The following is a 26396-nucleotide window of genomic DNA, read 5'->3' as shown; positions in this document are numbered from 1 at the left end:
CACCGCTGCGCCGCTTCTTGCGGCGCTTCTGTTAACGGAGAGGTTCTAGGATCGAGACGTAGTTGGCAACCGCTGCGCCACCCATGTTGAAAATTCCGGCCATCTGAGCATCCTTGACCTGGATATCGCCAGCGCTGTTGGTCAGTTGCATGGCCGAGAGCACATGCATCGAAACACCGGTGGCACCGATGGGATGGCCCTTGCTCTTCAGACCGCCCGACGCATTGACCGGCAGCTTGCCGTCCTTGTGCACCCAGCCCTCGGCAATCGCCCTGGCACCCTGCCCTTCAGTTGTCAGGCCCATGGCCTCATATTCGATCAACTCGGCGATGGTGAAACAGTCGTGGGTCTCGACCAGTGAGAGATCGTCCAGAGAGACCTTGGCCTTGTCGAAGGATTTCTGCCAGGCGGTCTTACAGCCCTCGAACAGGGTAATGTCACGCTTGCTCAACGGCAGAAAGTCGTTGACCTGCACCGCAGACCGGAACACCACTGCCTTTTTCATCGTGAGTGCCGTCTCGACGTCGGTCAGAACCAACGCCGCCGCGCCATCGGAGACCAGCGAACAGTCGGTGCGCTTGAGAGGCCCTGCAACGATCGGATTTTTCTCCGAGACGTTGCGGCAGAAATCGTATCCGAGATCCTTGCGCATCTGCGCCCAGGGATTCACGGCGCCATTCTTGTGATTCTTTGCGGCAATGCCCGCCAGCGCATCGGACTGGTCGCCATACTTTTGAAAATACTTCTGGGCAATCAAGCCGAAGACGCCTGCAAAGCCCCCTTCGATCTCGCCGTCTTCCTTCAGATAGGAAGCCTTCAGCAGCGTGTTGCCGATTTCACGCCCGGCAAGCGCAGTCATCTTCTCAACGCCCACAACCAGGACGACCCGGGCATGTTTCGCATCGATCGATTTAATGCCCTGATGGATCGCTGCCGAGCCGGTCGCGCAGGCATTCTCGATCCGGGTGGCCGGCTTGAAGCGGAAACGCTCGTCAGTCTGCAAAACGAGCGACGATGGGAACGCCTGCTGCGAAAAGCCTTCGTTGAAATGACCAACCAGGATCTCGTCGACGTCATCGGGACCAAGCCCGGCGTCCTCAAGCGCCTGAACCGCCACCTGCGCGATCAGGGATTCGACATCGTCCTCCTCGTGTTTTCCAAAGGCGGTGTGGCTCCAACCGACGATACAGGCTGTCATACTTTCCTCCATCTCCAAGCGGCAAGACTTGCGCTGAGTTCAATTTGGCCAAAACCTAACAGACGTTAGGTTCCCTGACCAGAGACCGCAGTGACTTTCTGCAAAAGGCGTCATTAGAGAGTGGGTTCCAACGACACAAACTGCAATGCCCGGGCATCTCGCCACAACAAAGATGGCGGGGCCGCCAGTGGCCTGGCCGATTCATTTCTTTTCTAGCCGGCCCTCGATAAGATCCCGGAAAGGCCGGAACTCTTCTACCAAATGATCCAGAAAAGCGCGTATCCGCGCGCTGTAGCGCAAATCGCTGTGTGTCAGCAGCCAGAAGTCCCGCCGCGGAAGGCAGCGCCATCAAGAGAAACGGGCAAAAAATGCAAGTGCTCTCATCCACTGACCGGCGGCAGGGTATCCTGAAACCGGACCGGCCGCCCGAGAGGATCGCCAATCAATTCGCCGTCCCGCATCACGGTCCGGCCACGGATCACGGTGGCGATGGGCCAGCCGGTGACGGTCATGCCTTCGAACGGCGACCAACCGCACTTGTATGCCAGCCAGTCAGATGTAATTTCGGTCCGCGCCTTCAGATCGACGATCGAGAAGTCCGCATCGTATCCGACCGCAATGCGGCCCTTTCCGGCGATGTTGTAGATCCGCGCAGGTCCGGCGGAGGTCAGATCAACCAGCCGTTCGAGCGACAGGCGGCCTGCATTCACATGATCGAGCATCAGCGGCAACAAGGTCTGAACGCCCGGCATGCCCGAAGGTGACTGCGGATAGTCTCGTGCCTTTTCTTGCTTGGTATGCGGCGCATGGTCGGAACCGATGACATCCACGATACCTTGACGGATACCCTCCCAGAGCCCTTCGCGGTGCCGCTCGTCACGGATCGGCGGGTTCATCTGGGCATAAGACCCGAGGCGATCGTAGCAATCGGGCGCGGCGAGCGTGAGATGCTGGGGCGTCACTTCGACGGTCACGAGATCCTTGTTGGCGGCAAGCAGCGGCATCTCGTCAGCAGTGGTGATATGCAGAACATGAATACGCCGGCCAGCTTGCCGGGCAAGGCGCATGATGCGGGTCGTGGCCTTGATCGCGACTTCCTCATCCCGCCAGACCGGGTGATCCGAGACCGGCGCGCCGCCACGGACCAGCGACAAACGCTCGCGCAAACGCGGCTCGTCCTCGGCATGGATCGCGACCCTGCGGGTACCCTGCTTGAGCACCCGCAGGAGCGTCTCATCGTCTTCGACCAGCAGGCTGCCGGTCGAAGACCCCATGAAGATCTTCACACCACTGCAACCCGGATGACGCTCCAATTCTTCAAGCCGGTCCGCGTTTTCTTCCGCCGCACCAATGAAGAAAGCGTGATCGGTCCAGGTCCGCCCCTCGGCCCGGGCGAACTTGTCGTCGAGATCGGATGCGGTCAGGGTCAAGGGCATGGTGTTGGGCATCTCGAAGATCGCAACAACGCCACCAAGCGCGGCCGCCGCCGTCCCACAGGCCAGGTCCTCCTTGTGCTCCAGGCCGGGCTCACGGAAGTGAACCTGACTGTCAATCACGCCCGGCAGGACATGAAGACCAGTGGCATCGAAGCCCTCCTTTCCGGCAGCGGCATCCAGATCACCCAACGCGGCGATCCGCCCATTCGAAACGGCGACGTCGGTTTCAACAAGACCGGATGGTGTCGCGACACAGCCGCCCTTGATGACCAGGTCATAGAGTTCAGTCATGGTCTACTGATCTTCTTGTTTACTCTTTTGCCGGTTCGCCGGCGCTTCATCCTGCACGCCGGTGCCCGGCCTGCCTTTCCCTAAGCAATTCCTCGAACAATGCGACGTAGCGCTGGACGCAGGCTTGCTCGGTAAAGTCCGCGTCGAATCGTTTTCGGCCCGCCGCAACCAGCCGATCAGCCAGCCCCTCCTCGTCGATCACCCGCCCAATTCCTGCGGCCAGAGCCGGCGCGTCGTCGATCGGCACCAGCAATCCGTCTTCATTGTCCCGGACCAGGTCTGCCGGCCCCGTCGATGCCGCGGCGACCAGAGGCTTCCCATAGCCCCAGGCATCGAGAACGACGTTGCCGAAAGGCTCGACGCGCGAGGGAAAGGCGCAGATATCCGCGGCACCAAACAACGCGGCCTTGTCATTGCGCCAGCCCAGGAAGCGAACCCGGTCAGCAACACCCAGCTCGCGGGCGAGACCTTCCAGTTCGGTCTTCAGGACCCCCTCGCCGCCGATCCAGAGATAAGGACGCGTTTCGATTGCTAGAGCACGGATCAGAACATCCAGAGCCTTCGCGGGATGCAATCGCCCGAGCGCAAGTAAAAGCGGTGCGTCGTCGGGGGTATCGAAAGTTGCGCGGGCCATCGTGGGTGCAGTCTCAATCCGGGCGAAGTTGGGCAGATAAGAAGCCCTGGCGCGAGGCCATCCGCTTTTCACTACGTGATCGACCAACTCCGTGGTGTTGCAGATCAAGTGCTCGCAGTTTTGAAAGTTTTTGATCGGATAGTAGCCGCCCAGACGGGCCAAACGAAGAAAGTCGCCCGTCGGACAGATCGCACTGGCGCGGCTCATCCAGGTCATGACCACATCCGGCTTGAACGCGGCAATCTCCCGCTCCAAAGCGGCCTTGGTTGTGAAATCAAGCCACTTCCTGAAGGGCAGCTCAAGCGGTTCGACCCCACCGGCTCTGATCAGCGCCGCACGCTCCGGGTGACTGCGAATCACGGCACGGCTCTCGTGCCCGGCGCTTTTCAACGCCAGGACCAGCGACACAAAGAAGGTCTCCGCACCGCCGGCCTTACCACCGGACATGATATTTAAAATGCGCATCAGAGCCCATTGCCTCCCTCGGCAGGCACAATGCTTTCAATGCAACCCTGTGGTGAAACAGAAAGAAAGCACATAGCCTTGATCAGCCTCCGGGGCGGTTATACGAGCGAGCCAGCCTCTTGCCAAGCAGACCTTGCGCAAATCTTGCCGCAATGCCAAATCTGGAGACTGATACAGGAACGAGAGTCCTCTAACGCGGGCGAAATGAGAGACAAAAATGCCAGATCAAACCAAACCGAGAGGTGTCATTCTGTCCCACCGCGGAGTCCTGCGGGTTTCCGGCCCCGATCGGGTCGCCTTTTTGCAGGGTCTCGTCTCGAACGATGTCGAAGCTGTCTCGTCGAGCCGGTCCGTCTGGGCAGCCTTCCTGACGCCGCAGGGAAAATTTCTGCATGAGTTTTTCGTAACCGAAGAACACCCCGGCAATAGCGAAGGCGCCGAGGCGGGCGGTGAACGTGCGCTGCTGATCGATTGCGAGGCCGGTCGCCGAGCGGATCTTCAACGCCGGCTGAAGCTCTATAAGCTGCGGTCTCAGGTCCAGGTCGAGGATGCGCAGAGTGACTACTGCATTGCGGCTCTCTTCGGCGAGGAAGCCTTGTCCAGCCTGGATCTCGAGCCGACACCCGGCAGCAGTGCAAATCTTGGCGCGGGCCGGGTCTTTGTCGATCCGCGCATGACGGAACTGGGTGCCCGGGCCATTCTGCCATCCGGGAACGCCGAGGCGATTCTGAGGGATGCCGGATTCGAGACCGCTTCACGTGACGAATACGACTGCCTGCGCAGCGAACTTGGCGTGCCGGACGGCAGCCGGGATCTGGAGGTCGAGAAGTCGACTCTCCTTGAAAACGGGTTTGACGAGCTGCACGGCGTTGATTGGGACAAGGGCTGCTACATGGGCCAGGAGCTTACAGCACGGACCAAATACCGTGGCTTGGTCAAAAAACGGCTCCTGCCCGCAGAGATTTCCGGCCCCACACCTGAACCGGGAACACCCTTACTTTCGGGAAACAAGGAAGTCGGGATCATGAGATCCGCGGTCGCGCAGAAAGGACTCGCGACGGTGCGCCTGGACGCGCTGCAGGACTCCGGCTTTGCCGAGTTACGGGCCGGCGAGGCACAGATCACTGTGCGCAAACCGGTTTGGATGCATAACTGAACCGCGTTTCGGAACAGGAATCGGACCTACGCGGTCATTTTTCCTGGCTGTTGACCACCGCTATCAGCAGCGAGTTCATCAAGTGCCTGCTTAATGAAACGCGCCAACTGCTCGGCCGGCGCATTTGGTGGATCGATGCGCGCAAAGAGGTCGACATTGACCACGCCCAGATCCGGCAGCTGGGTATTCTGCGGCAGCGGATGCAATCCCTCAGGCACTGTACTGCGCGACAGCGCCATAACACCCAGACCGCTTTTGACCGCCATCTGCAAGCCCGAGAGGCTGGAGCTGGAAAAAGCGATGCGCGAGGAGATCTGCGCCGCGTCCAGCGCGCGCAACATCGCGGCCCGATAGCGGCACCCCTCCGGATAGACCACAAGCGGCAGGGGTGAGCGGTTTTCGCTGTTCTGATTCATGCCGGCAACCCAGACCACCGGCTCCGACCAGGTTTTGACCGGTTGCGCCGTCGTGCGTTCGGTCCGGATACCGATCATGACATCGAGGTCTGAGGATTCGAAGTGATTGCCGAGCGTCGCGCTGAGATCACAAGTGACTTCGAGCGTCACCTTTGGGTGGGCCTGCGCAAACCTGCCCAGGACCTGCGGCAGAATTGAGGTGGCAAAGTCGTTGGGTATCCCCACGCGAACGGATCCGCTGAGAAAGGGGTCGCGGATAACCTCAAAACAAGTGTCGTTAAGTGCAAGAATTTCGCGGGCCGTTTCGAGCAGGATTTCACCCTGGCGCGTGAGCACAGGCGCCCGGCTGTCCCGCATCAAGAGCGATGCGCCGCAAAGGGATTCCAAACGTTGAATTTGAAGAGACACAGCCGACTGCGACCGCCCAACGACCCTGCCCGCGCGTGTAAAACTGCCGGTTTCAATGACCGACACAAAGGTTCGCAGACTTTCGATGGGCAGATGTTTACGCAAAACGCTCCAACCACTTACGTTAGAACTAATCTTATCTAATAGTAGATTTATATGATTGCGTTCATAAATCCAATAATAAAAAACATTAATTTTTCAAATCAAAGCCGTCATGATATCGACCTGATGTAACCGTGACATCCGGGAATTCAGAGCTGGTCAAAAGCCCTCAACGCCAGCGCTACAGCGCGTTCCAGGCTCGAATACCACTAAGAGACTGTGAATTATAGCGAATAGACCGGCAGATGTGGACCCCTAAAAGCCGCGGCGAGCAGTCATCTATTACTGGTTGACCAAAGCTCCGTCATGCAAGAGGCAGGAATGGAACAGTTTCTCACGATACCAAACGGCAAAAAGGTAACTCCGACCTTCACCTCAAGCGAGGCGGCCCGGCGGTTAAAACTGCTGCGCGATCACATGGCGAGCGAAAACCTGGAAGCTGTTCTTTTTTCATCGATCCACAACATCAACTATTTCAGCGATTTCCTCTATTGCGCGTTTGGTCGGAACTACGGCCTCGTTGTGACACAGGAAAAAGCTGTCACGATTTCAGCGAACATCGATGGCGGACAGCCGTATCGGCGCAGCAATGGGGAAAACCTTGTCTACACGGATTGGCAAAAAGACAATTTCTTCAGAGCCGTTAGAAGTGAAATAGCAAATCGCAAGCGTATCGGCGTCGAGTTCGATCACCTGACACTGCAGAATCATCAAAAGCTCATCGATGCCCTGCCTGAAGCCGAATTCTCCGACATCGGCGCGTCTACCATGCGGATGCGCATGATCAAATCCGACGAGGAAATCGACTTGATCCGTCATGGCGCCCAGATCGGCGACATCGGCGGCGCCCACTGCGTCGAAGCCATTGGCGAGAATGTTCCGGAGTACGAGGTGGCGCTCCATGCGACCCGGGCCATGGTCCGCGAAATCGCAAAGCGATTTCCCCATGGCGAATTGATGGACAGCTGGACTTGGTTCCAATCGGGTCTGAATACCGACGGAGCCCACAACCCGGTCACCTCCCGCCACATTCAGAAAGGCGATATTCTCAGCCTAAACTGTTTCCCGATGATCGCGGGCTATTACACAGCGCTTGAGCGCACGCTCTTTCTCGATCATGCCAGCGACCGGCACCTGGAACTCTGGGAGGTTAACTGCAAGGTTCACCGGCGCGGCCTGGAACTGATCCGGCCGGGCGCCCGTTGCTGCGACATCGCCCTGGAACTGAACGAAATTTACAAGGAACACGATCTCCTGGATCGCAGGACGTTCGGCTATGGCCACTCCTTCGGCACCCTCAGCCATTACTACGGCAGAGAAGCAGGGCTTGAACTCCGCGAAGACATCGAGACAGTTCTGGAACCCAATATGGTGGTATCCATGGAACCGATGATTATGTTGCCCGAAGGCATGGCAGGCGCCGGTGGATACCGCGAGCACGACATCCTGGTGATCCACGAGACCGGTGCTGAGAACATCACCGAGTTTCCCTTCGGCCCGGAACACAACATCGTTCCTGCATGAGATGAAAACGCGTCGTTGCCGATGCGGGTCACCGCATGCAAGCGCTTGTGTTGCGCACAGCACAACGAGACGCCGGGTCGAGCCTGCACAAAGCGCGAAAATACCGCACCAGTTGTTCGAAAACAGACCTAAAACCCAATAAAACCCGGCAAACAATCCGAGACTTCGATGAACGCCGGAATAGCGCTAAGTCCTTAAAAAATATATCCAACTTACGCTAGACAACCCCGCCGGCACATACCACCCTATCGCATCGCACAAAGTGTGCACAGGCTTTCTCGCGTGTCAATGCAGGGGGAAATCGAAAAGATGTTGGATGACGGCTGGACCTCTTCTCGTTCCACAGGTCGCACGGGTCAAAACACCAAGAAAAAATTTTCCTTCCGTCTTTCTGCTCGCGCTGCGCTGATTACAGTAGCCTGTGCGTTCGCTGCGACACTTACAACGAACGCACAGGCACAGCAGGGCACGAGCGCTCCACCCGTCACCGTTGCCAAACCGGTGGTAAAAGAGGTCGTCGAATGGGACGAGTATACCGGCAGGTTCGAGGCTGTCGAGCGTGTTGAAATCCGCGCCCGAGTCTCCGGTTATCTCGACTCGGTCCACTTCAGAGATGGCGAAGTCGTCGAAAAAGGCGCCCTGCTTTACGTCATCGACCCCCGCCCTTTCGAAGCCGCCGTGGTTCAGGCGGAGGCTGAAATTGAGCGAGCAAACGCGGAACTGCAATTTGCCGCCAAAGAACTCGAACGCGGTGAGCAGCTGTTAGGGAACCGGACGATCAGCCGTGCCCAGGTCGACACCCGGCGATCGGCGCGTAATGTCGCCGCTGCGGAACTCAAGGCCGCGCGCGGTGCCATGCAGCTCGCCCAGCTCGAACTGGAATTTACTCAGATCAAGGCACCCATCACGGGCCGCGTCTCCAGCACACGGGTTGACGTCGGCAATCTCGTCTCCGGAGGGACCACGCAGTCGACTCTCTTGACCACTGTCGTTTCGCTGGATCCCATTTACTTCGTGTTCGACGCCTCGGAAGCCGATTTTCTCAAGTATGCACGTCTCAATCAGGCGGGCAGCAGAGCCTCCTCCCGCGACGCCAACAACCCTGCCTACGTAAGGCTCATGGACGAGACTGAGTGGACCCGCAGGGGTGCGATGAATTTCGTTGATAACGAACTCGGGGCAGGTTCGGGCACGATCCGCGGCAGGGCCGTGTTTGACAACCCTTCGGGCATCATTACGCCCGGCCTCTTCGGGCGTATGCGTTTGCTTGGATCGGGAGAATATACAGCCACCCTGATCCCGGACGAAGTGATCCTCTCGGATCAGTCCCGCAAGATCGTCATGACCGTCGACGATGAGGGAACCGTCGTGCCCAAGTTCGTCACCCTGGGCCCAATCATTGATGGGCTTCGGGTGGTCAGAAACGGTCTGACAGGTGAGGACCGGGTCATCGTCAACGGCATCCAGCGCGCCCGGCCCGGCGGCAAGGTAACGCCTGAACTCAAACCCATGCCGGAACAAGACACGGCGGCCGCGGACTCTATGACAGCGCCCCAGTAAGGAAGCCGACATGCGCCTGGTTCACCTCTTCATCGACCGGCCTATTCTCGCGTCGGTCCTCTCGATCCTGATTACTCTTGTGGGTGCTATTGCCTATTTTGGCCTGCCGGTGGCGCAGTATCCCGAGATCGCTCCACCAACCATTCAGGTGACCGCCAGCTACCCCGGCGCCTCGGCCGAGGTGGTCGCGGATACGGTCGCGACGCCGTTGGAGCAAGAGATCAACGGCATCGAGAACATGCTTTATATGCAGTCCGAATCCACGGGCGACGGCGCACTGGTGATCACCGTCACCTTCAAACTGGGCACCGATTTGGATACGGCGCAGGTGCTGGTGCAAAACCGGGTCGCGATCGCCGAACCGCGTCTGCCGGAAGATGTGCGCCGCCTCGGTGTCAACGTCCGGAAAAACTCACCCGATCTGATGATGGTGATCCATATCCTCTCGCCGGACGGATCTCGGGATCAGCTCTACCTTTCCAACTACGCGCGCACACAGATCGTTGACCGGCTGGCTCGAATTGGCGGTGTGGGCGAAGCGCGTCTCTTTGCGGAACGCGCCTACTCCATGCGCGTCTGGCTCGATCCGGAGCGGGCAGCGGCACTCGATCTTACGGCGGAGGAAGTGGTCACGGCCCTGCGCCAGAACAACGTTCAGGTCGCATCGGGCACACTCAATCAGCTTCCGGTGCCGGAACCTGGCGCCTTCGAGGTCAGCGTCGAAACCCAGGGCCGCTTGCTGGCGCCCGAGGAGTTCGAAAACATTGTCGTCAAACGCGTCAATGGAGGTCAGACCGTCCGGATCCGAGACATCGCGCGCGTCGAGCTGGGAGCGCAGGATTACACGACCTTCGGCTATCTGGACGGAACCCCTGCCCTGCCGATTGTCATTTTTCAACGCCCCGGATCGAACGCCTTGGAGACGGCGGCAAGCCTGATCTCCGAAATGGAGGATATGTCGGCAGACTTCCCCTCGGGCCTGACCCACGAAATTGTCTATAACCCAACCGAATTCATCGAAGAGTCCGTCGATGCCGTCTACATGACGATCATTGAGGCTGTCGCACTGGTCGTCCTGGTGGTCGTTGTCTTTCTGCAGAACTTCAGAGCTTCACTCATTCCCATTGTCGCGATTCCGGTGTCCCTGATCGGGACCTTTGTGGTCATGAGCGCTTTTGGCTTCTCGCTTAACAATCTCTCGCTCTTCGGACTGGTTCTGGCGATCGGTATCGTCGTCGACGACGCCATCGTCGTGGTGGAGAACGTCGAGCGTTACCTGAGCGAGGGGATGTCGCCACGCGAAGCCGCCCATAAGACCATGGATGAGGTGGGCGGCGCCCTTGTCGCCATCTCATTGGTCCTCGTCGCCGTCTTCGTCCCGACAGCCTTTATCGAGGGAATCTCAGGCCAGTTCTATCGCCAGTTCGCATTGACGATCGCCACCGCAACGGTCATCTCGATGATCGTCTCGTTGACTCTCTCGCCTTCGCTTTCCGCACTGCTGCTCAAATCGCACGACGAGGAACAGGAACCGACAGGCATCTGGGCTATTCTGTCCTGGCCATTTCGTAAGTTCGCCGCTGGCTTCAACTGGGTTTTCGACCGGCTTGCGGGCGGGTATGCGGCCATGACAAAACGCCTCGTTCGCATGACGGTGGTGGTGCTGGTGGTCTACGCGGGTCTCGTCGGCTTCACCGCACAGCAGTTCCAAAGCACGCCCACCGGCTTCATACCAGAACAGGATCAGGGTTATCTGATCGCGGTGATCCAGCTGCCGCCGGGATCTTCACTGGACCGCACCAACAGGGTGGTTCAAGACGCCTCCGAGCGTCTTCTGAATCTGGATGAAGTCTCGCACACGGTCTCCTTTGCCGGCTTCGACGGCGCGACCTTTACCAACGCGCCAAATGCGGGAGCCATCTTCTTCACGATGAGACCTTTCGCCGAGCGCAAAGGAACCGATGCATCGGTCGGAAAAATCCTGGGTGAAGCCCAGGCCGCACTCGGCGGCATCCAGGAGGCCTTCGCCTTCGTCGTCGCGCCGCCGCCCGTGCGCGGCATCGGTAATTCCGGAGGCTGGAAGCTCTATGTTCAGGATCGCCGCAACAGAGGGATTGGAGCTCTGGAAGAGGCGACCCAGGGTCTGATCTCCGCCGCGAACCAGACCGAGGAACTGACACAGGTTTTCACGCTGTTCAACACCGGCACGCCGAAGATCTTCGCGGACATCGACCGCGTGAAAGCCGAGATGCTGGGGGTTCCGACCGACCGGGTCCTGAGCGCCCTCGAGATCTATTTGGGGTCGGCTTACATCAACGACTTCAACTTCCTCGGCCGCACCTTCCGGGTGACCGCGCAAGCGGACGGCATTTACCGTGATGAACAGCGTGATATTGCCGCGCTCCGCGCCCGCTCGGAGAGCGGGGAAATGGTACCGATCGGGTCTCTCGCGACCTTCAGCTACATCACGGGTCCCCACCGGGTGCCCCGCTACAACCTCTACCCCGCGGCTGAAGTTCAGGGCGCGGCCCTGCCCGGAGTCTCAACCGGCGAAGCCATCGAAAAGCTCGAGGCCGTGGCGGATGAAGTCCTCCCGGACGGCTTCGCTTTCGAATGGACCGAACTGGCTCTGCAGGAAAAACTTGCGGGCGATACCGCCATGCTGGTTTTCGCGCTCGCCGTGGTTTTCGTCTTCCTCTTGCTTTCGGGGTTGTACGAGAGCTGGCTGCTTCCGCTCGCGGTGGTCCTGATCGTCCCCATGTGTCTGCTCGCGGCGGTCATAGGCGTAAACCTGCGCGGCCTGGATAACAATATCCTGGTTCAGATCGGCTTCGTGGTGCTGATTGGTCTCTCGGCCAAGAACGCGATCCTGATCGTAGAGTTCGCCCGGCAGGCCGAGAATGAGGGCTGCTCACGTTTCGAAGCGGCGGTTCAGGCTGCCAAGACCCGGTTACGCCCGATCCTCATGACGTCGTTCGCCTTTATCCTTGGCGTGGTTCCCCTGGTGATCGCCAGCGGTGCCGGCGCAGAAATGCGTCAGTCCCTGGGAACCGCCGTCTTCTCCGGCATGATCGGCGTCACCCTCTTCGGCTTGATCTTCACACCGGCATTTTACGTCGCCTGCCGCTGGCTTGGAACCTTGCGAAAAAGCAAGACCAGCGGTCAGACACCGGAGTCGCCGCAACCCGCCGAGTAACCGCCGATGAGATATCTTTGAGCGTCAATTCAAAGATAATGTTCTTGTTTTGTTCTTGCACTTCCAATAATCTGGAACCATGGATGAAGCGATCACAGCAAAGCCGAAAAAGGGGCGTGGTGCCGTCGGCAATCCCAAACCGCGTTTCGATGCCGAGGAACGCCTGGCAGTGGATGACGGCTGGGGCAGCGCGGACCCAGACGAACTCCCGCCACTCAGGACGACCGTTTCGCCGGATAGCAGCCGCAAAGTCATTGCCCGCAACGAGTCCCCGGACATTCCTTTCGATCGTTCGATAAACCCTTACCGGGGCTGCGAACACGGCTGCGTCTACTGCTTCGCCCGCCCGACCCACGCCTATCTCGGCATGTCCCCTGGGCTGGATTTTGAAACCAAGCTGGTCGCAAAGCACAACGCGGCGGAGCTTCTGCGCGTCGAACTCGCGCGGCCGTCTTACCGCCCGGCGGCCATGGCTCTGGGCACGAATACCGATCCTTACCAGCCGATCGAAAAGCGCCTCGGGATTACCCGACAGGTCCTTCAGGTCCTGGCGGAAACCCATCATCCGCTAGGCATCGTCACCAAGTCCCATCTGGTCACCCGCGATATCGACATCCTTGCCCCCATGGCGCGCGAGGGCCTGGTGCGCGTCTTTCTCTCCGTCACGACCCTGGACAAGGATCTCGCCCGGCGCATGGAACCGCGCGCCAGCACCCCGGCCCGGCGCATGGAGGCGGTTCGGGAACTTCAGGATGCCGGTATTCCCTGTGGCGTCATGGCGTCGCCCATGATCCCCAGCCTGAACGATCACGAGCTGGAAGCCATCCTGGAAGAAGCGGCATCGCACGGCGCCCGCTGGGCCAGTTACATCCTTTTGCGCCTGCCCCTCGAGATTAAGGAGCTCTTCAATGACTGGCTCGATGTCCATGCCCCGGACCGAAAGAAACGGATCCTGAACATTCTGCGGGAAGCCCGTGGCGGCAAGCTCTACGACAGCCAGTGGGGTCAGCGCATGACGGGGAAAGGTGTGTTCGCGGATCTGCTGGCACGCCGTTTTGAGCGGGCGACAACGCGTCTGGGACTCAATCGGGAAGAACCCAAGGTCGACTGCTCAAAGTTCCAGCCACCCGCCAAAGATCCGCGGCAATTCAACCTCTTCTGACGAGACTATTGAGCTTGCTCGCAGGGTTTGATCGTAAGCCCGTCCGGAAGCCGTGTCGCTGAGTCGCCGCAAGCTTCCTCAAGCTGACGCTGGAGGAGGCGCTTCGTGCCGGTGAGGTCACTTCCGCTGAGATCAGCGCCATTGAACCTTGTAAATTGAAGGTTGGCACCTCGGAAGTCAGATCCGCGCAGATCGCTTCCCCGGAGATCAGCCGACCAGAGGTCCGCCCGGCGAAAATCAGCGCCTTCGATACCGGCGGACGAGAGATTGGCGGCCCGCAAATCCGTGTTGCGCAGATCCGCACCGTGAAAAGACGTCGCGCTCAGATCGGCACGCTCGAGCTTCGCACCGCGCAGATTTGCCGCGGTGAGACTGATTCCGGACAAGACGGTCTCCTTCAGGTCCACACCCTGAAGGTCTGCATAGAGCCGGAAACCAAAGGCCTCGATCGGGCGTTGCGCGGTGATGGCAAGCGAGGAGGCAGCGAAGGTCATGACTACGACGACGGCCGCAACGGCAAATTCGGGCAAGCGAGTGAGGGGCCGCGCCTGAACCTGATCGCCCAGAAGTGTCGTTTTGGTGATCCGGTACATCGAGCAGCCGGTCCAAAAGGCGAGAATAACCAGAAGAGAGAGCCCGACATTGCCAAGCCAATCGTGCTTCGGCAGATACCGAAGCCAAAAGAGAAAGACCGTGAGCGGCACCAGCACCCAGGCGAACACGATCGAGATCCCCACCTGGAGCCACCAGAGGGGCGGGCGATTTTCAGTGAGGCGGAACACATAGAGACGCACCAGGCTGTTCAAAAGCCAGGGATAGGCCTTTTCATCCAGTGAGAAGGCGTCGGGAAAGATGGCGGGCAGCTTGGCCAGGCCACGCCAGAGACGCTGCAGATACATATGCAGATATACATAGAGGCCCAGGAGCAAGACAGGCGCGGCCAAAAAGAACCCGGCGATCGGAACCTCTGTCTGAATGATCGGCAGAGGCGTCGAAACGGCGTTCACCACTAACGCCAGATCGGAGGTCGTCGCGAGCGCCAGCCATGCATAAACGCAGCCACCTACCACACCCAGAAAAACGCCGCGGGCATGCTTGGAGATTTCCGCAACATGCGCGAGCCCCTCGAACTTCGCGACCTGTGGTTCGAGTGACGCATCGGTCAGATCCGCGCCCGCGAGCTGTTGCACCTGAAGGCCCTTGACCGGGGCGAGGGTCGCGCCGCGCAGGTCGGCACCACGGAGATCAGCCCCCGTGAGATCCGCATTAAGGAGGTTGGCGTCGCTTAACAGCGCGCGCCGCAGATCAGCCCCGACAAGGCTGACCTCGGGCAGCCACGCATTGCTGAGCTTCGCCCGCTCTCCTTCACGGCCATCGGTTTCGAGCCAGCGCTTGTGAGACGCAAGGATTTGACCCAGTTCTTCGGCGGAAAACTGGATCTCCTGATCCCCTTGCCGCGCGGCGGCAGGAGATTGATCTGCTGCGGCTTCACCCGGTCGATGAAGTTGTTCGGCCACTCTTCGCCCCCCGATGAAAGAGACTGACAAGACCTCTCGACGGTACAAAGACTAGACTATCCCGGCAAAACCCGCAGCAATCTTCGTGTTACGCGTGACGGAGGAGCGTAATTTCGAGCGCTAGCGCTGCGCCAGATCCGGCATCACCTGCCCCATACGTGCGAAGGGCGATGTGTCCCCTGCAAGCTTCAGATCCCCTGCACGCCGCAAGCCGTCACGTCCGAAGCGTTCACGGACCGCAGCCCGCAGCCAGAGTTCGGCCTGCGCGTGACGCGCCGCTTTCAACCGCCCCGTCTCCTCCAGCCAGGCCATGTGCCGATCCAGGGTCTCGATAAAGCTGGTGATACCCTCGCGTTCCGTCGCGGCGACCGACATGACCGCCACCGGCCAGTGCTCCTTCGCCTGTTCCGTAAGCGACAAAGCGCCCTTCAAGTCTGCGAGGGCACGCTGTGCCGCTTTGCCCATATCGGCCTTGGTCACGAGGGCAATATGCGGAATCTCGACGATCCCGGCCTTCATGAATTGCAGAGAGTCGCCGGAGCCTGGCTGGACACAGAAAACCACCGTATCGGCCACACTGGCCACGTCGGTTTCCGATTGCCCCACGCCTACCGTTTCGATCAGAACCACGTCGAACACCGCGCGCATCAGAACCATGGCTGCAATGGTCAGATCGGCTAGTCCGCCAAGACGGTCACGGGCGGCCATGGAACGCACGAAGACACCGTCATCGACGGTTTCACGCGACAGCCGGACCCGGTCGCCCAGCAGCGCCCCGCCTGAGCGCGCCGAGGAAGGATCGACAGCGATGACGCCCAGCGTTCTCCCCTCCGCGCGCAGGGCGTCGATGAGAGCCCCCATGAGGGTTGACTTTCCAACACCCGGCGGTCCCGTCAAACCAATAACATGGGCCCGGGGCGCCCGATAGGCATCACTCAAGAGAGCCAGCGTTTCAGGTGCGTCGGGTCGCCGCTCAAGCTGCGACAGGGCGCGGGCCAGGGCAGCCTTCCCGCCCGACGCGACCTCTCGTAGAGACAAGGTTCCAGCACTTGAATTCATAGGGCCTGATCGTTTTTCGAAAACCAAAGACAACGGCGAATCAGGTCTTCATTCAGCACCGGAAGATGCGCGGTTTCAATCGCCAAGCACAAGCCCCTCACGTCTGGGGTCCGCGCCGCCGGTCAATTTGTCCTTTGCGATGACAATACCATGCAGACCGCTGTTCAGATCCCGAACCGCGACTTCGTGACCAAGCGCCTCGAGTGCCGCTTGATAGCCAGCAGCCTCAGTGCCTTGTTCCAGATCCGTCGCGCCGTTCCGGTTGACGAAGTGGCCGAGATCAATGGCTTTTTGGATATCCATCTCCCAATCCAGCACCGCGACCAAGGTCTTGGCGACGTAGTTGATGATCCGGCTGCCGCCGGGTGATCCGATCAGCAGAACCGGTTCACCCTGACCATCGAAAACAATCGTCGGCGCCATGGAGCTGCGCGGACGTTTACCGCCTTCCACACGGTTCGCAATGGGCTTGCCGTCCTTCTCGGGCACACGGGAAAAATCGGTCAGCTCGTTGTTGAGCAAAAAGCCGTTGACCATGACGCGGCTGCCGAACCCGGTCTCGATGGTCGTGGTCATGGAGACCGCGTTTCCATAGCTGTCGCGGATCACGAAGTGACTGGTCCCCGGCCGCTCCAGATCCTCGTCCGGCGAGCGCAGCGCGGCGTCTTTCCAGGGTGGCGTTCCTGGCTCGGCTTTGCCCATCGCACCATCGCGCTTGATCAGACTTGCGCGTTCGGAGAGGTAATCCCCGTCCAGCAAACCTTTGGTCGGCATGCGCACGAAATCGCTATCGGCCATGTATAGCCCACGGTCGGCATAGGCGAGCTTAGCGGCCTCGGCGAAAAGATGCGCGGCCTCCGGCCCCGGCCCCATGGCCGGCAGGTCGAAATGGCTGAGCACACTGAGGATCTGCCCCACAGTGAGACCGCCAGAGGTCGGTGGCCCCATGCCGCAGACCCTGTGCGACCGATAGTTCATGCAAACCGGTTCACGCTCTTTAACCTCGTAGTTCGCGAAGTCCTCGAGCGTCAGAATCCCAGGGTTTTCGGTCGTGGCACGAACCGCCTCGACGATGTTCTTTGCAACATCGCCTTTGTAGAAGACGTCGGCGCCGCCCTCAGCAATCGCACGCAGCGTGGCTGCAAATTCGGGGTTCTTCAGAACCGTGCCTGCCGCTTTTGGCGTGCCGTCCGCATTGAAGAAGTAGGCCCTAGCTGCCGGGAATTTATCCAGTCCCCGTTCCTGGGCTCCCGCAATCGATTTGGCCATGCGCGGCGAAATCTCGAAACCGGCATCTGCCAGGCTGATCGCCGGTTGGAAGAGATCGCTCCAGTTGGACGTCCCGTGCTTGCCGTGCGCGACTTCTAACAGGCGCAGGGTCCCCGGAACGCCGACAGACCGGCCGCCGACCACAGCTTCCCAGAAACCCTTCGGCGTGCCGTCTTCCTTCAGAAAATACCCGGGCGTCGCAGCAGCCGGCGCGGTCTCACGACCGTCGTAGGTTTCCAGTATCTTCGAGTCAGCATCCCAGTACAGCAGGAAAGCGCCGCCGCCGATTCCCGAGGACTGGGGTTCGACCAGATTGAGCAACATCTGCACGGCAACCGCTGCGTCGATCGCTGTACCGCCGGCCTTGAGCACATCGTAACCGGCCTGAGCCGCGAGCGGATTGGCAGCGGAGACCATGAAAGTCTCGGAACTCACCGACTCTTTGGAGAGGCGTCCCGTGCCGCTCTCGGGCTGTGGATCCTGAGCAAGAGCGTTCCCAAAACCCAGAGAGGCAACAAGGCCAAGCGCGACGATGGCCCGGCAACCAGACGACCAGCGCGCAGAGATCGTGAAGTGGTGTTCCGTCATAGTCATCACCTCCAGAGAACAGCCGCTTTTTGCGGCCTTTTGACGCCGAAGCGTCAGTTTTTCATAGTTGAGCGAACTTGTCAGTTTAAGGTTTCGCCCGGCGCGTGCAGCAACTTAAAGAACCACCGCCGCCCCGCCGCGGCGGGGGTCGCCAGCCGCGGACAGAACCCCATTGGCCGCAAGGGAAACCGAATGAACGCCGCCAAAAAAGAGGTTGTGCGCCGGCCAGTTCAGCATCTCTCCAGCCGCCTCTCCGATCGCGGACGCGTCGGGAACTGCGGAACCGCCTTCGATGTTGAGCACGCCACCCTCGACATGAATGCGCGCGGCTTCGACCGCTTCTCTCAAATCCAGACTACGATCGATCAGGTTCAATAGAACCTGCAGGATCGCCGTGCGGATACGGTTGGACCCTCCTGAGCCAAGCCCGATCAGGCTGCCGTCTATCCGGCAGGCCACGGTAGGGGCCATCATGGATGACATTCTCACACCTTCGCGCCACCCGGTCATGCCACCGGGGTTAAGATCCTCTTCCCCCAACATATTGTTAGGCATCACCCCCGTCCCCGGAAGGACATGGCCACAGCCCTCCCCGTTCGAGAGCGACATGGCGGCGACATTGCCCTGTGCATCCACCACGCTGATATGCGTGGTGCCCCGGTCGGCGCGTGGCGCATGCGCGACTTCATCGCGATAGCGCGCAAGCAACTCCGGCGCGTAAAGCCGCGCCGCCGCTTCATCGTCTTTATCCAGACTTTGATCGAGTGCCACTTCGACTCTGGCGCGATTGGTGAGAGCCATCACCCGCCCCAAGGCGGTGAGCCTGGAGCTGTCATCTCTGTTGTCTGCGTCAATAGATGCCATGAGTTCGAGCGCAAAGCCGATCAGGATTCCACCGGCAGAGGGCGGCGGGTTCGTGAAGATCTCGGTGTCGCGGTAACGCCGCAATATCGGCTTGCGCTTTCTAACTTCGTAACTCTGCAGATCCTCTCGGGTCAGATGCCCGCCCCGGTCCCGGCAAGCCGACAGCAAGAGTTCGCCCAATGCACCGCCTCCGTAAAGCAGGCGCTCGCCCTCCCTCTGCAAAGCTTCGAAACTGTTGGCCAGGTGTGGTTGGTGCAGACGGTCTCCGGCACCAAGGAGCGTTCCGTCGGACCGGCTGTAAACCGCCTTCGCTTCCGGGCCGGCCGTCAGGATCGGTGACACGACCTCGATCAGATAGGCGTCAACCGGGCGTAAGACGACGCCATCACGGGCGAGCCGGATGGCCGGGGCCATAATGCGCTCGAGCGGCAAGCTGCAGAGATCCTTGTGGATTCGGAACAAACCCTTGATTTGCCCTGGCACCGCCGAAGCGCCGAGCCCGATATGGAATTCCTGCGTCGCTGTCCCGAAGTCCGCATGGATGGGATAGAAGGAGGTCTCATCGACCGGGCGCCGCCGTTTCGGTGTATCGACAAAGAAGTCGTACACCGTTGCATCGCCGTCAGCGTCTCTCGCCAAGAGAAACCCGCCGCCACCGAGAGATGACAGGATGGGTTCGGCGACACAGGACGCGCAGAGACCTGCGAGAACTGCGTCAAATGCATTGCCGCCGTCACGCAGAATTTCCTCGACCGCGGCAGCCGTGGCTGGATGTCCGCAGGCGACGGCACCGTGATTCTTCATACTTCAACCCTGTTTCCCGATCACTCAGGCTCTACACCCGGCCTGAGGTGGGCGGTTTTCTGGCATGTCCGACTGTGGATGTCGAGCCTTCGGCGCCTCTTTCCATCGTCCGTAACCGGGGCAGATAGGGGAAACTACTGACCTTGACGCCCCAATACTGCCATGTTTGATAGCTATCTGTAGTTCACGGTTCAGTCTGGCGTAAAAGCTGAACCGCAATCGGCTCTCATTCAGGAAAGGGTGTCTTCGCCATGCGTCGCGGACTTTTTGTACTCGGTTTGACGGCTTGCATGCTCCTGACCGCAACACCGTCGCTAAAGGCGGAAGAAGAAAACGGCGATCCGGGCGAACTCGCGCGCGAGAGCATTGAATTGATGATGCGCTCGCTGAACCTGCTGATGGACAGCATTCCGCAGTATGAACTTCCGGAAATCAACGAAGACGGGGACATCATCATCCGTCGCAAACGCAATACCGTTGAGCCGGAGGACGAGCCCGAAGAAAAACCCGACACCGAACTTGAAAAAACGCGCACTTAAAGCGAGCTGACGGTGCGTCGGTCATCTTGAAATACGGATTTCCGCCGTCAATTCGGCACGTCGATCAGCGGCTTGGGCCGGCATACGTCAGGCCTTGACAGTGATCGCGAAAGTCCCAAGCTGTCGCCCTTGCACACGGCAAGACCCTCTTACACCTCAAAAAAGAGCGGGATATGATCGATAGTCTGGGCGCTTTTATTCCTGAGAGCGACGTCAACATCGCTGGCGCGGCGGACGGTCCGCTGCGCGGTGTCACCTTCGCGGCAAAGGACATTTACGACATCGCCGGCCATGTTACGGGCTGCGGCAACCCCGACTGGGCACGCAGTCATGAGGCGGCGACTGCAACTGCACCGACCGTGCAACGCCTTCTGGATGCAGGCGCCTATCTGGTCGGGAAGACGATCACCGACGAGCTGGCTTATAGTCTGAACGGCCAGAACCATCACTATGGCACCCCCTCGAACATTAACGCGCCCGGCCGGATCCCAGGGGGGTCCTCAAGTGGGTCCGCTTCTGCCGTTGCCGGCGGATTGGTCGATACGGCTCTGGGAAGCGATACGGGCGGATCGATCCGAACCCCCGCCAGCTACTGCGGGCTCTTCGGACTTCGTCCAACGCACGGCCGGATCAGCCTTGAGAACGTGATGCCCTTGGCACCGAGTTTCGACACGGTCGGCTGGTTCGCCCGCGACGCCGAGTTACTGCGCAGAGTTGGCGAGGTGCTGTTCCAGGAATCCGCCGCCCACAGCCCGCCGCCGACAAAACTCGTCATTGTGGAGGATGCCTTCGAGCTTGCTGAAGATGCGGTTCGGTCCGCACTGGCACCCTTTGTCACAAGGCTTGAGGCCCGCCTGACAGCTGGAGATCCTGTTCTGGCCGGCGAGCCCGGCGGAGGCTTGAGCGAATGGATGTGGCGCTTTCGCAAGATTCAGGCGAGCGAAATCTGGAAGGTGCATGGCGCGTGGATCGAGGCACAGAGCCCGGCCTTCGGCGCGGAAGTCGCTGAACGCTTCGCCTGGGCGAAAGACGTTGACCCCGGCGAAGTCGAGGAAGCCAGCGCGGCCCGGATCGACTACACCAGGCGCCTCGAAGCATTGGTACCTGAGGGTACGCTGCTCTGTTTGCCCAGCACCCCTGGGATCGCGCCTCTGGTTTCTGCAAGCGCCGAGTCCCTGTTGGAGCACCGCGGAAGTGTCCTCAGCCTGAACTCCATCGCGGGTCTGAGCGGGCTGCCGCAGATCACCATGCCTCTGGCAACGGTCTCGGGTTGCCCGGTCGGCCTTTCGTTGATCGCCGGGCGCAACGCGGATATGGCACTGCTCGCTTTTGCGGAGAGCTTCACCCGCGAGGCAGCGGATGGCGCTTTCGAGTCGCAGTTCGGGATCTAACTTTGGTGCCTGCGACGTTGCTGATCAGTCGTCGTACTGAATCAGTGTCGTAACGGGAATGTCCAGGCCTTCCCTCCCCTTCAGGAAGGTCAGTTCAATGATGCAGGCGGCGGCCCGCACGTCGGCACCGCTCTGGCGCAACAGCTCAGCCGCCGCCTTCATGGTGCCACCTGTTGCCAGGAGGTCGTCGAGCAAAACCACCCGCTGCCCCTCGTGAAAAGCATCCGCCTGAACTTCAATGGTGTCCGAACCGTATTCGAGGTCGTAAGTGTAGGGAATGGTCTTGCCGGGCAGCTTGCCCTTTTTGCGAACCATTGCGAAGCCCAGACCAAGTTTCAGCGCAAGCGGCGCGGCAACCAGGAACCCCCGGGACTCGATCCCGGCGAGAATATCCGGCTTGTGTTCCATGACAGCCTCCGCGAGGCGATCGACCGTCGCCTGCCAGGCCTGGGGATGGGCGAGCAAGGTAGAAATGTCGTAGAACAGAATGCCGGGTTTCGGAAAATCCGGGATAGAGCGGATGTGTTGTTTAAGATCCATAGTATGAGTTAGCCCCCTGTACCCCTTATCGAAAACCGCGGTGTAACCTGTGTTGCACAGTGAATGACCATATCGCTGTCGCCCCCCGCCGACGATCATGCCAATTGCAAATACCTCCGGCAGCCTCCGCAAGACGCCGCTCGCCATACCTACAGAGGAGCCTCTTGACTGGCAATGGCGACGTTACCCCTGGCGCAAAAATGCCCGGAAAGGATGCGCTTTCGCATGAGGCGAAAAAATCGCTACGGAAAATCATTCAGGTAGCACAACGATCCCAGGTAGGCCGAATGCACCGCAGCATACTTAAGGCTAGCGTCCCGACGGGTAAGTATGTTCAAATCGGCGGCTAAGCGCACCGAAACAAGATGCGCTACAAACCAAAACGGTTCAGGGAATGCAGAAAAATCAAGAACTTGCCCAGGCTCGAAATCCGTCCAGTGGTGACGCGATTCAGCATGGCGATTCTGCAGGTCTGGGCAGGCACAATCAAACTACAAGGTCATAAACGGGAGAAAGACTCCATGAAGAAGTTTGCGTTAAGGACAGCCGTCACCGGCGTTGCTATGGGCGCGCTGCTCAGTCTTGGCATGGGCGCATCGACGGCATCCGCGGAAGACAAATTCGTCACTATCGGTACCGGCGGACAGACCGGCGTATATTACGTGGTCGGCGGTTCGATTTGCCGTCTGGTCAATCGCGGTACCAAGAACCACAACATCAAGTGCACCCACACAACGGGCGGGTCCGTGGCCAACATCAACGGCGTGCGTGCCGGCGATTTGAACATGGGCGTTGCACAGTCCGACTGGCAGTACCACGCCTACAACGGAACCGCTCCGGACAAGTTCCCCGACGGTGCCTTTAAAGAACTCCGGGCCGTCTTCTCGGTTCATCCGGAGCCCTTCACCGTCGTTGCCAGGGCCGACTCCGGCATCAAGACCTTTGAGGATCTCAAAGGCAAACGTGTCAATGTCGGCAACCCCGGCTCCGGGCAGCGCGGCACCATGGAAGTCGTCATGGAGAAAATGGGATGGACGATGGACGACTTTAAGCTTGCCTCCGAGTTGAAGTCCGCCGAGCAGTCTCAGGCCCTCTGCGACAACAAGATCGATGCGATGGTCTTCACGGTCGGCCACCCGAGCGGTTCGATCAAGGAAGCGACGACATCTTGCGAGTCCGTCATCGTGCCCGTGACCGGAACAGCCATCGATTCGCTGGTCAACGATAACGCTTACTACGCCACGGCAACGATTCCCGGCGGCATGTATACGGGTACCGACAGTGAAACGCAGACCTTCGGCGTCGGCGCGACCTTCGTTGCCTCCACGGCAACCGACGAAGAGACCGTTTATCAGATGGTCAAGGCTGTGTTCGACAACTTCGATCGTTTCAAGAAACTGCATCCGGCTTTCGCAAACCTGGAGCAGGAAAAGATGATCAAGAACAACCTCTCCGCACCGCTTCATGATGGCGCGGTCCGGTACTACAAGGAAAAGGGCTGGATGTAGTCCAACCCGAACGGGCGGAGCTTTGGCTCCGCCCGTTTTTTCTCTATCATAATAATTTGGCGCTTTTTCAAGCCATTACACTGTAAACGACAGAGCTATAAGCCTCATTCTCAGGCAAACAAAAACAGCTCGTCGAAATACGATAAAGAATACCGGGGGACGATATGAGCGATCAAAACACGGGAAAACCGGCTTCCGAGGCTGAGCTCCAGGATATGGTGGCTGCGGCGGATACCGGCGCCCGAAACCCGTCAGGCTACGCAGCCAGAACTATTCTCGGCGCGGCCCTGGTCTGGTCCCTGTTCCAACTCTGGATCGCATCTCCGCTGCCTTTCATTTTCGGCGGCGTATTCAACACCACGGAATCCAGAGCGATCCACCTGGCCCTCTCGGTCTTTCTGGCCTTCCTGGCCTATCCGGCCCTCAAGCGCTCGCCGCGCGACCACATTCCGATCCAGGACTGGATTCTCGCCATCGTCGCGGCTTTCGCGGCGGCCTACAACTTCCTGTTCTACACAGAGATCTCCAGTCGTCCCAACAATCCGAACACGATGGACATCATCATTGCCTGCATCGGCATCGTGACGCTGCTGGAAGCAACACGGCGCGCGCTCGGACCACCCCTGATGATCGTCGCAATCGTATTCCTGATCTACACTTTTGGCGGCCCGAACATGCCCGGGATCCTGGCGTGGAAAGGCGCGAGCTTCGGCGCCGTCGCCTACCATCAGTGGCTCTCTTCTGAAGGTGTCTTCGGCATCGCGCTGGGCGTCTCGACCAGCTTCGTATTCCTCTTCGTCCTCTTCGGTGCGCTGCTGGATAAGGCCGGCGCAGGCAATTACTTCATCAAGGTCGCTTTCTCTCTGCTTGGTCACTATCGCGGCGGCCCGGCGAAGGCCGCTGTCGTTGCATCCGCGATGACCGGTTTGATTTCCGGTTCCTCGATCGCCAACGTGGTGACGACCGGCACCTTTACGATCCCCATGATGAAACGTGTCGGGTTCTCACCGGAAAAGGCCGGCGCGGTCGAAGTCGCCTCATCGGTCAACGGCCAGATCATGCCACCGGTTATGGGCGCGGCAGCCTTTCTGATGGTCGAATACGTCGGCATCTCCTACTTCGAGGTCGTAAAACACGCCTTTATCCCGGCGCTGATCTCCTACATCGCGCTGGTTTACATCGTGCACCTCGAAGCCATGAAGGCTGACATGCAGGGCCTGCCCCGCCGCGGCGAACCCACACCTCTACTGAAGTTCCTAACCATGACGGCGTTCGGTATCGCCCTGGTCTGCGGCCTGTCCTTTGCGGTTTACTATGGGCTTGGCTGGATCAAACCCGCCGCAGGGGATGCGGCCGGTTTCGTGATTGCGGCCCTTCTGGCCGTCGTTTATCTCGGCCTGATCCGCTTTTGCGCGCGCTATCCGGAACTGGAACTGGACGATCCCAATTCACCAGTCGTGGAGCTTCCTGAAGTCGGTCCCACCGTAAAGTCGGGACTGCACTACATCCTGCCGGTGATCGTTTTGATCTGGTGCCTTATGGTCGAACGGCTCTCGCCGGGCCTCTCGGCCTTCTGGGCGACGGCCTTCATGATCTTCATCATGATCACCCAGCGCCCTCTGTTCGCCATGTTCCGGAGCTTGGGTAATGCGGGCGTGTATCTCAAGCAGGGCTGGGATGAGCTGATTGACGGCCTGATTGCCGGTGCGCGCAATATGATCGGTATCGGTATCGCCACCGCAACAGCTGGCATTATCGTCGGTGCCGTCTCGCAGACCGGCGTCGGTCTGGTGCTGGCGGAACTGGTGGAGATCCTATCACTCGGCAACATCATGCTGATGCTGCTGTTGACCGCCATTCTCAGCCTGATTCTCGGTATGGGACTTCCGACCACGGCCAACTACATCGTGGTCTCTTCCCTTCTGGCGCCGGTTATCGTCCAGCTCGGTCAGGATTCGGGTCTGATTGTCCCGCTTATTGCCGTGCACCTTTTCGTCTTCTATTTCGGCATCATGGCGGACGTAACCCCACCGGTCGGTCTTGCTTCCTTCGCGGCCGCGGCCGTCTCGGGTGGAGATCCCATCAAAACCGGCTTCGTGGCTTTCTTCTACAGCCTCCGGACGGCAGCCCTGCCGTTCCTCTTCATTTTCAACACAGATCTCCTTCTGATCGATGTGAGTCTGGTGGAGGGTATTATCGTCTTCATTGTCGCAACAGCGGCGATGCTGATTTTTGCAGCCGCAACACAGGGCTACTTCCTTGCGCGGAACCGGTCCTATGAAACGGTGTTGCTGCTGCTGATCGCCTTTACTCTGTTCCGCCCCGGTTTCTGGATGGACATGATTTCACCCCCGAGCATCGAAACGGCGCCGAATCAGATCGTTCAAGTTGCCGATGCCATGGAACCGGGACAGCAGCTGCGCCTGCGGATTGACGGTGAGGACGCGGTCGGAGAACCCCGCAGTTTCGTAGCACTGCTCGAACTGGGTGAAGGTGAAACGGGCGAAGACCGCCTCTTTAATGCCGGTCTTGAACTCCTGATCGACGGCGAAGACGTCGAGGTCGATAACGCTGGTTTCGACAGCCCGGCCCAGGCTGCTGGCCTTGATTTCGGCCAGAAGATCGTCATTGTTTTCGCCCCGGTCGAGCAGCCCGCCAAGCAACTGATGTATATCCCGGCATTGATCGTGCTGGGCCTGATCATCATGATGCAGCGCGGCCGCCGGAAGAAAGAACCTTCGCTGGCCGCGGCGTAACTGGAGTAGTTAG

At 59.6% G+C, this 26396-nt stretch carries 18 protein-coding genes; 9 read left to right on the top strand and 9 right to left on the bottom strand.

What is annotated here, in order from left to right:
* Nucleotides 1-31 precede the first annotated feature (31 nt).
* The 3 genes from FKG95_RS06750 to FKG95_RS06740 all read right to left on the bottom strand — a co-directional run bounded on the left by FKG95_RS06750 (nt 32) and on the right by FKG95_RS06740 (nt 4024).
* Nucleotides 32-1198 carry an acetyl-CoA acetyltransferase gene (locus FKG95_RS06750; RefSeq protein WP_142895560.1) on the bottom strand — a complete coding sequence of 389 codons (1167 nt, stop codon included), beginning with the start codon at nt 1196-1198 and terminating at the stop codon, nt 32-34.
* Between the two features lie 380 nt (nt 1199-1578).
* Nucleotides 1579-2925, bottom strand: coding sequence for a dihydroorotase (locus FKG95_RS06745; protein WP_142895559.1), 1347 nt, complete (start codon nt 2923-2925; stop codon nt 1579-1581).
* A 46-nt stretch (nt 2926-2971) separates the two neighbouring features.
* Complete coding sequence (locus FKG95_RS06740) at nt 2972-4024, bottom strand: glycosyltransferase (protein ID WP_142895558.1); 1053 nt, start codon at nt 4022-4024, stop codon at nt 2972-2974.
* 217 nt (nt 4025-4241) lie between these two features.
* Between FKG95_RS06740 and ygfZ the strand changes: the two genes are divergently transcribed.
* Nucleotides 4242-5180, top strand: a complete 939-nt coding sequence (gene ygfZ, locus FKG95_RS06735) for a CAF17-like 4Fe-4S cluster assembly/insertion protein YgfZ (protein ID WP_142895557.1) — start codon at nt 4242-4244, stop codon at nt 5178-5180.
* A 26-nt stretch (nt 5181-5206) separates the two neighbouring features.
* Here ygfZ and FKG95_RS06730 read toward each other — a convergent pair whose 3' ends face one another.
* The gene (locus FKG95_RS06730; protein WP_179953956.1) at nt 5207-6109 is read right to left on the bottom strand and encodes a LysR substrate-binding domain-containing protein; all 903 of its coding nucleotides are present in this window, start codon (nt 6107-6109) and stop codon (nt 5207-5209) included.
* Nucleotides 6110-6427: 318 nt separating this feature from the next.
* Between FKG95_RS06730 and FKG95_RS06725 the strand changes: the two genes are divergently transcribed.
* From FKG95_RS06725 to FKG95_RS06710, 4 genes are all read left to right on the top strand, one after another.
* Complete coding sequence (locus FKG95_RS06725) at nt 6428-7630, top strand: M24 family metallopeptidase (protein WP_142895555.1); 1203 nt, start codon at nt 6428-6430, stop codon at nt 7628-7630.
* A 288-nt stretch (nt 7631-7918) separates the two neighbouring features.
* Nucleotides 7919-9190 (top strand): efflux RND transporter periplasmic adaptor subunit, encoded by a 1272-nt coding sequence (locus FKG95_RS06720; RefSeq protein ID WP_342779213.1) that lies wholly within the window; start codon nt 7919-7921, stop codon nt 9188-9190.
* 10 nt (nt 9191-9200) lie between these two features.
* Nucleotides 9201-12386 (top strand): efflux RND transporter permease subunit, encoded by a 3186-nt coding sequence (locus FKG95_RS06715; protein WP_142895553.1) that lies wholly within the window; start codon nt 9201-9203, stop codon nt 12384-12386.
* A gap of 79 nt (nt 12387-12465) precedes the next feature.
* Entirely contained in the window at nt 12466-13548 is a 1083-nt protein-coding gene (locus tag FKG95_RS06710) for a PA0069 family radical SAM protein (protein ID WP_142895552.1), read from the top strand.
* Between the two features lie 5 nt (nt 13549-13553).
* On the opposite strand, the gene FKG95_RS06705 is transcribed toward FKG95_RS06710, so the two are convergent.
* The 4 genes from FKG95_RS06705 to FKG95_RS06690 all read right to left on the bottom strand — a co-directional run bounded on the left by FKG95_RS06705 (nt 13554) and on the right by FKG95_RS06690 (nt 19649).
* Entirely contained in the window at nt 13554-15065 is a 1512-nt protein-coding gene (locus tag FKG95_RS06705) for a pentapeptide repeat-containing protein (RefSeq protein WP_218940096.1), read from the bottom strand.
* Between the two features lie 120 nt (nt 15066-15185).
* Nucleotides 15186-16124 (bottom strand): methylmalonyl Co-A mutase-associated GTPase MeaB, encoded by a 939-nt coding sequence (gene meaB, locus FKG95_RS06700; RefSeq protein ID WP_246116706.1) that lies wholly within the window; start codon nt 16122-16124, stop codon nt 15186-15188.
* Nucleotides 16125-16199: 75 nt separating this feature from the next.
* Nucleotides 16200-17981 carry a gamma-glutamyltransferase gene (gene ggt, locus FKG95_RS06695; RefSeq protein WP_142895550.1) on the bottom strand — a complete coding sequence of 594 codons (1782 nt, stop codon included), beginning with the start codon at nt 17979-17981 and terminating at the stop codon, nt 16200-16202.
* Between the two features lie 114 nt (nt 17982-18095).
* A complete protein-coding gene (locus FKG95_RS06690; RefSeq protein ID WP_142895549.1) occupies nt 18096-19649 on the bottom strand; it encodes a gamma-glutamyltransferase in 1554 nt (517 codons plus the stop codon).
* A 290-nt stretch (nt 19650-19939) separates the two neighbouring features.
* Here FKG95_RS06690 and FKG95_RS06685 point away from each other — a divergent pair, with 290 nt between their 5' ends.
* Complete coding sequence (locus FKG95_RS06685; RefSeq protein WP_142895548.1) at nt 19940-20188, top strand: hypothetical protein; 249 nt, start codon at nt 19940-19942, stop codon at nt 20186-20188.
* Between the two features lie 173 nt (nt 20189-20361).
* Nucleotides 20362-21579, top strand: coding sequence for an amidase (locus tag FKG95_RS06680; RefSeq protein WP_142895547.1), 1218 nt, complete (start codon nt 20362-20364; stop codon nt 21577-21579).
* A gap of 24 nt (nt 21580-21603) precedes the next feature.
* Here the strand turns inward: FKG95_RS06680 and FKG95_RS06675 are convergent, their stop codons facing one another.
* Nucleotides 21604-22119 carry an adenine phosphoribosyltransferase gene (locus FKG95_RS06675; RefSeq protein ID WP_142895546.1) on the bottom strand — a complete coding sequence of 172 codons (516 nt, stop codon included), beginning with the start codon at nt 22117-22119 and terminating at the stop codon, nt 21604-21606.
* 521 nt (nt 22120-22640) lie between these two features.
* On the opposite strand from FKG95_RS06675, the gene FKG95_RS06665 reads away from it, so the two are divergent.
* Nucleotides 22641-23627 carry a TAXI family TRAP transporter solute-binding subunit gene (locus FKG95_RS06665; protein ID WP_142895545.1) on the top strand — a complete coding sequence of 329 codons (987 nt, stop codon included), beginning with the start codon at nt 22641-22643 and terminating at the stop codon, nt 23625-23627.
* Nucleotides 23628-23791: 164 nt separating this feature from the next.
* Nucleotides 23792-26383, top strand: a complete 2592-nt coding sequence (locus FKG95_RS06660) for a TRAP transporter permease (RefSeq protein ID WP_142895544.1) — start codon at nt 23792-23794, stop codon at nt 26381-26383.
* Nucleotides 26384-26396 lie beyond the last annotated feature (13 nt).

It is taken from the genome of Denitrobaculum tricleocarpae, from assembly GCF_007004665.1.
Lineage (GTDB): Bacteria > Pseudomonadota > Alphaproteobacteria > Kiloniellales > Kiloniellaceae > Denitrobaculum > Denitrobaculum tricleocarpae.
This window is presented reverse-complemented; position numbering and strand designations above follow the sequence as displayed.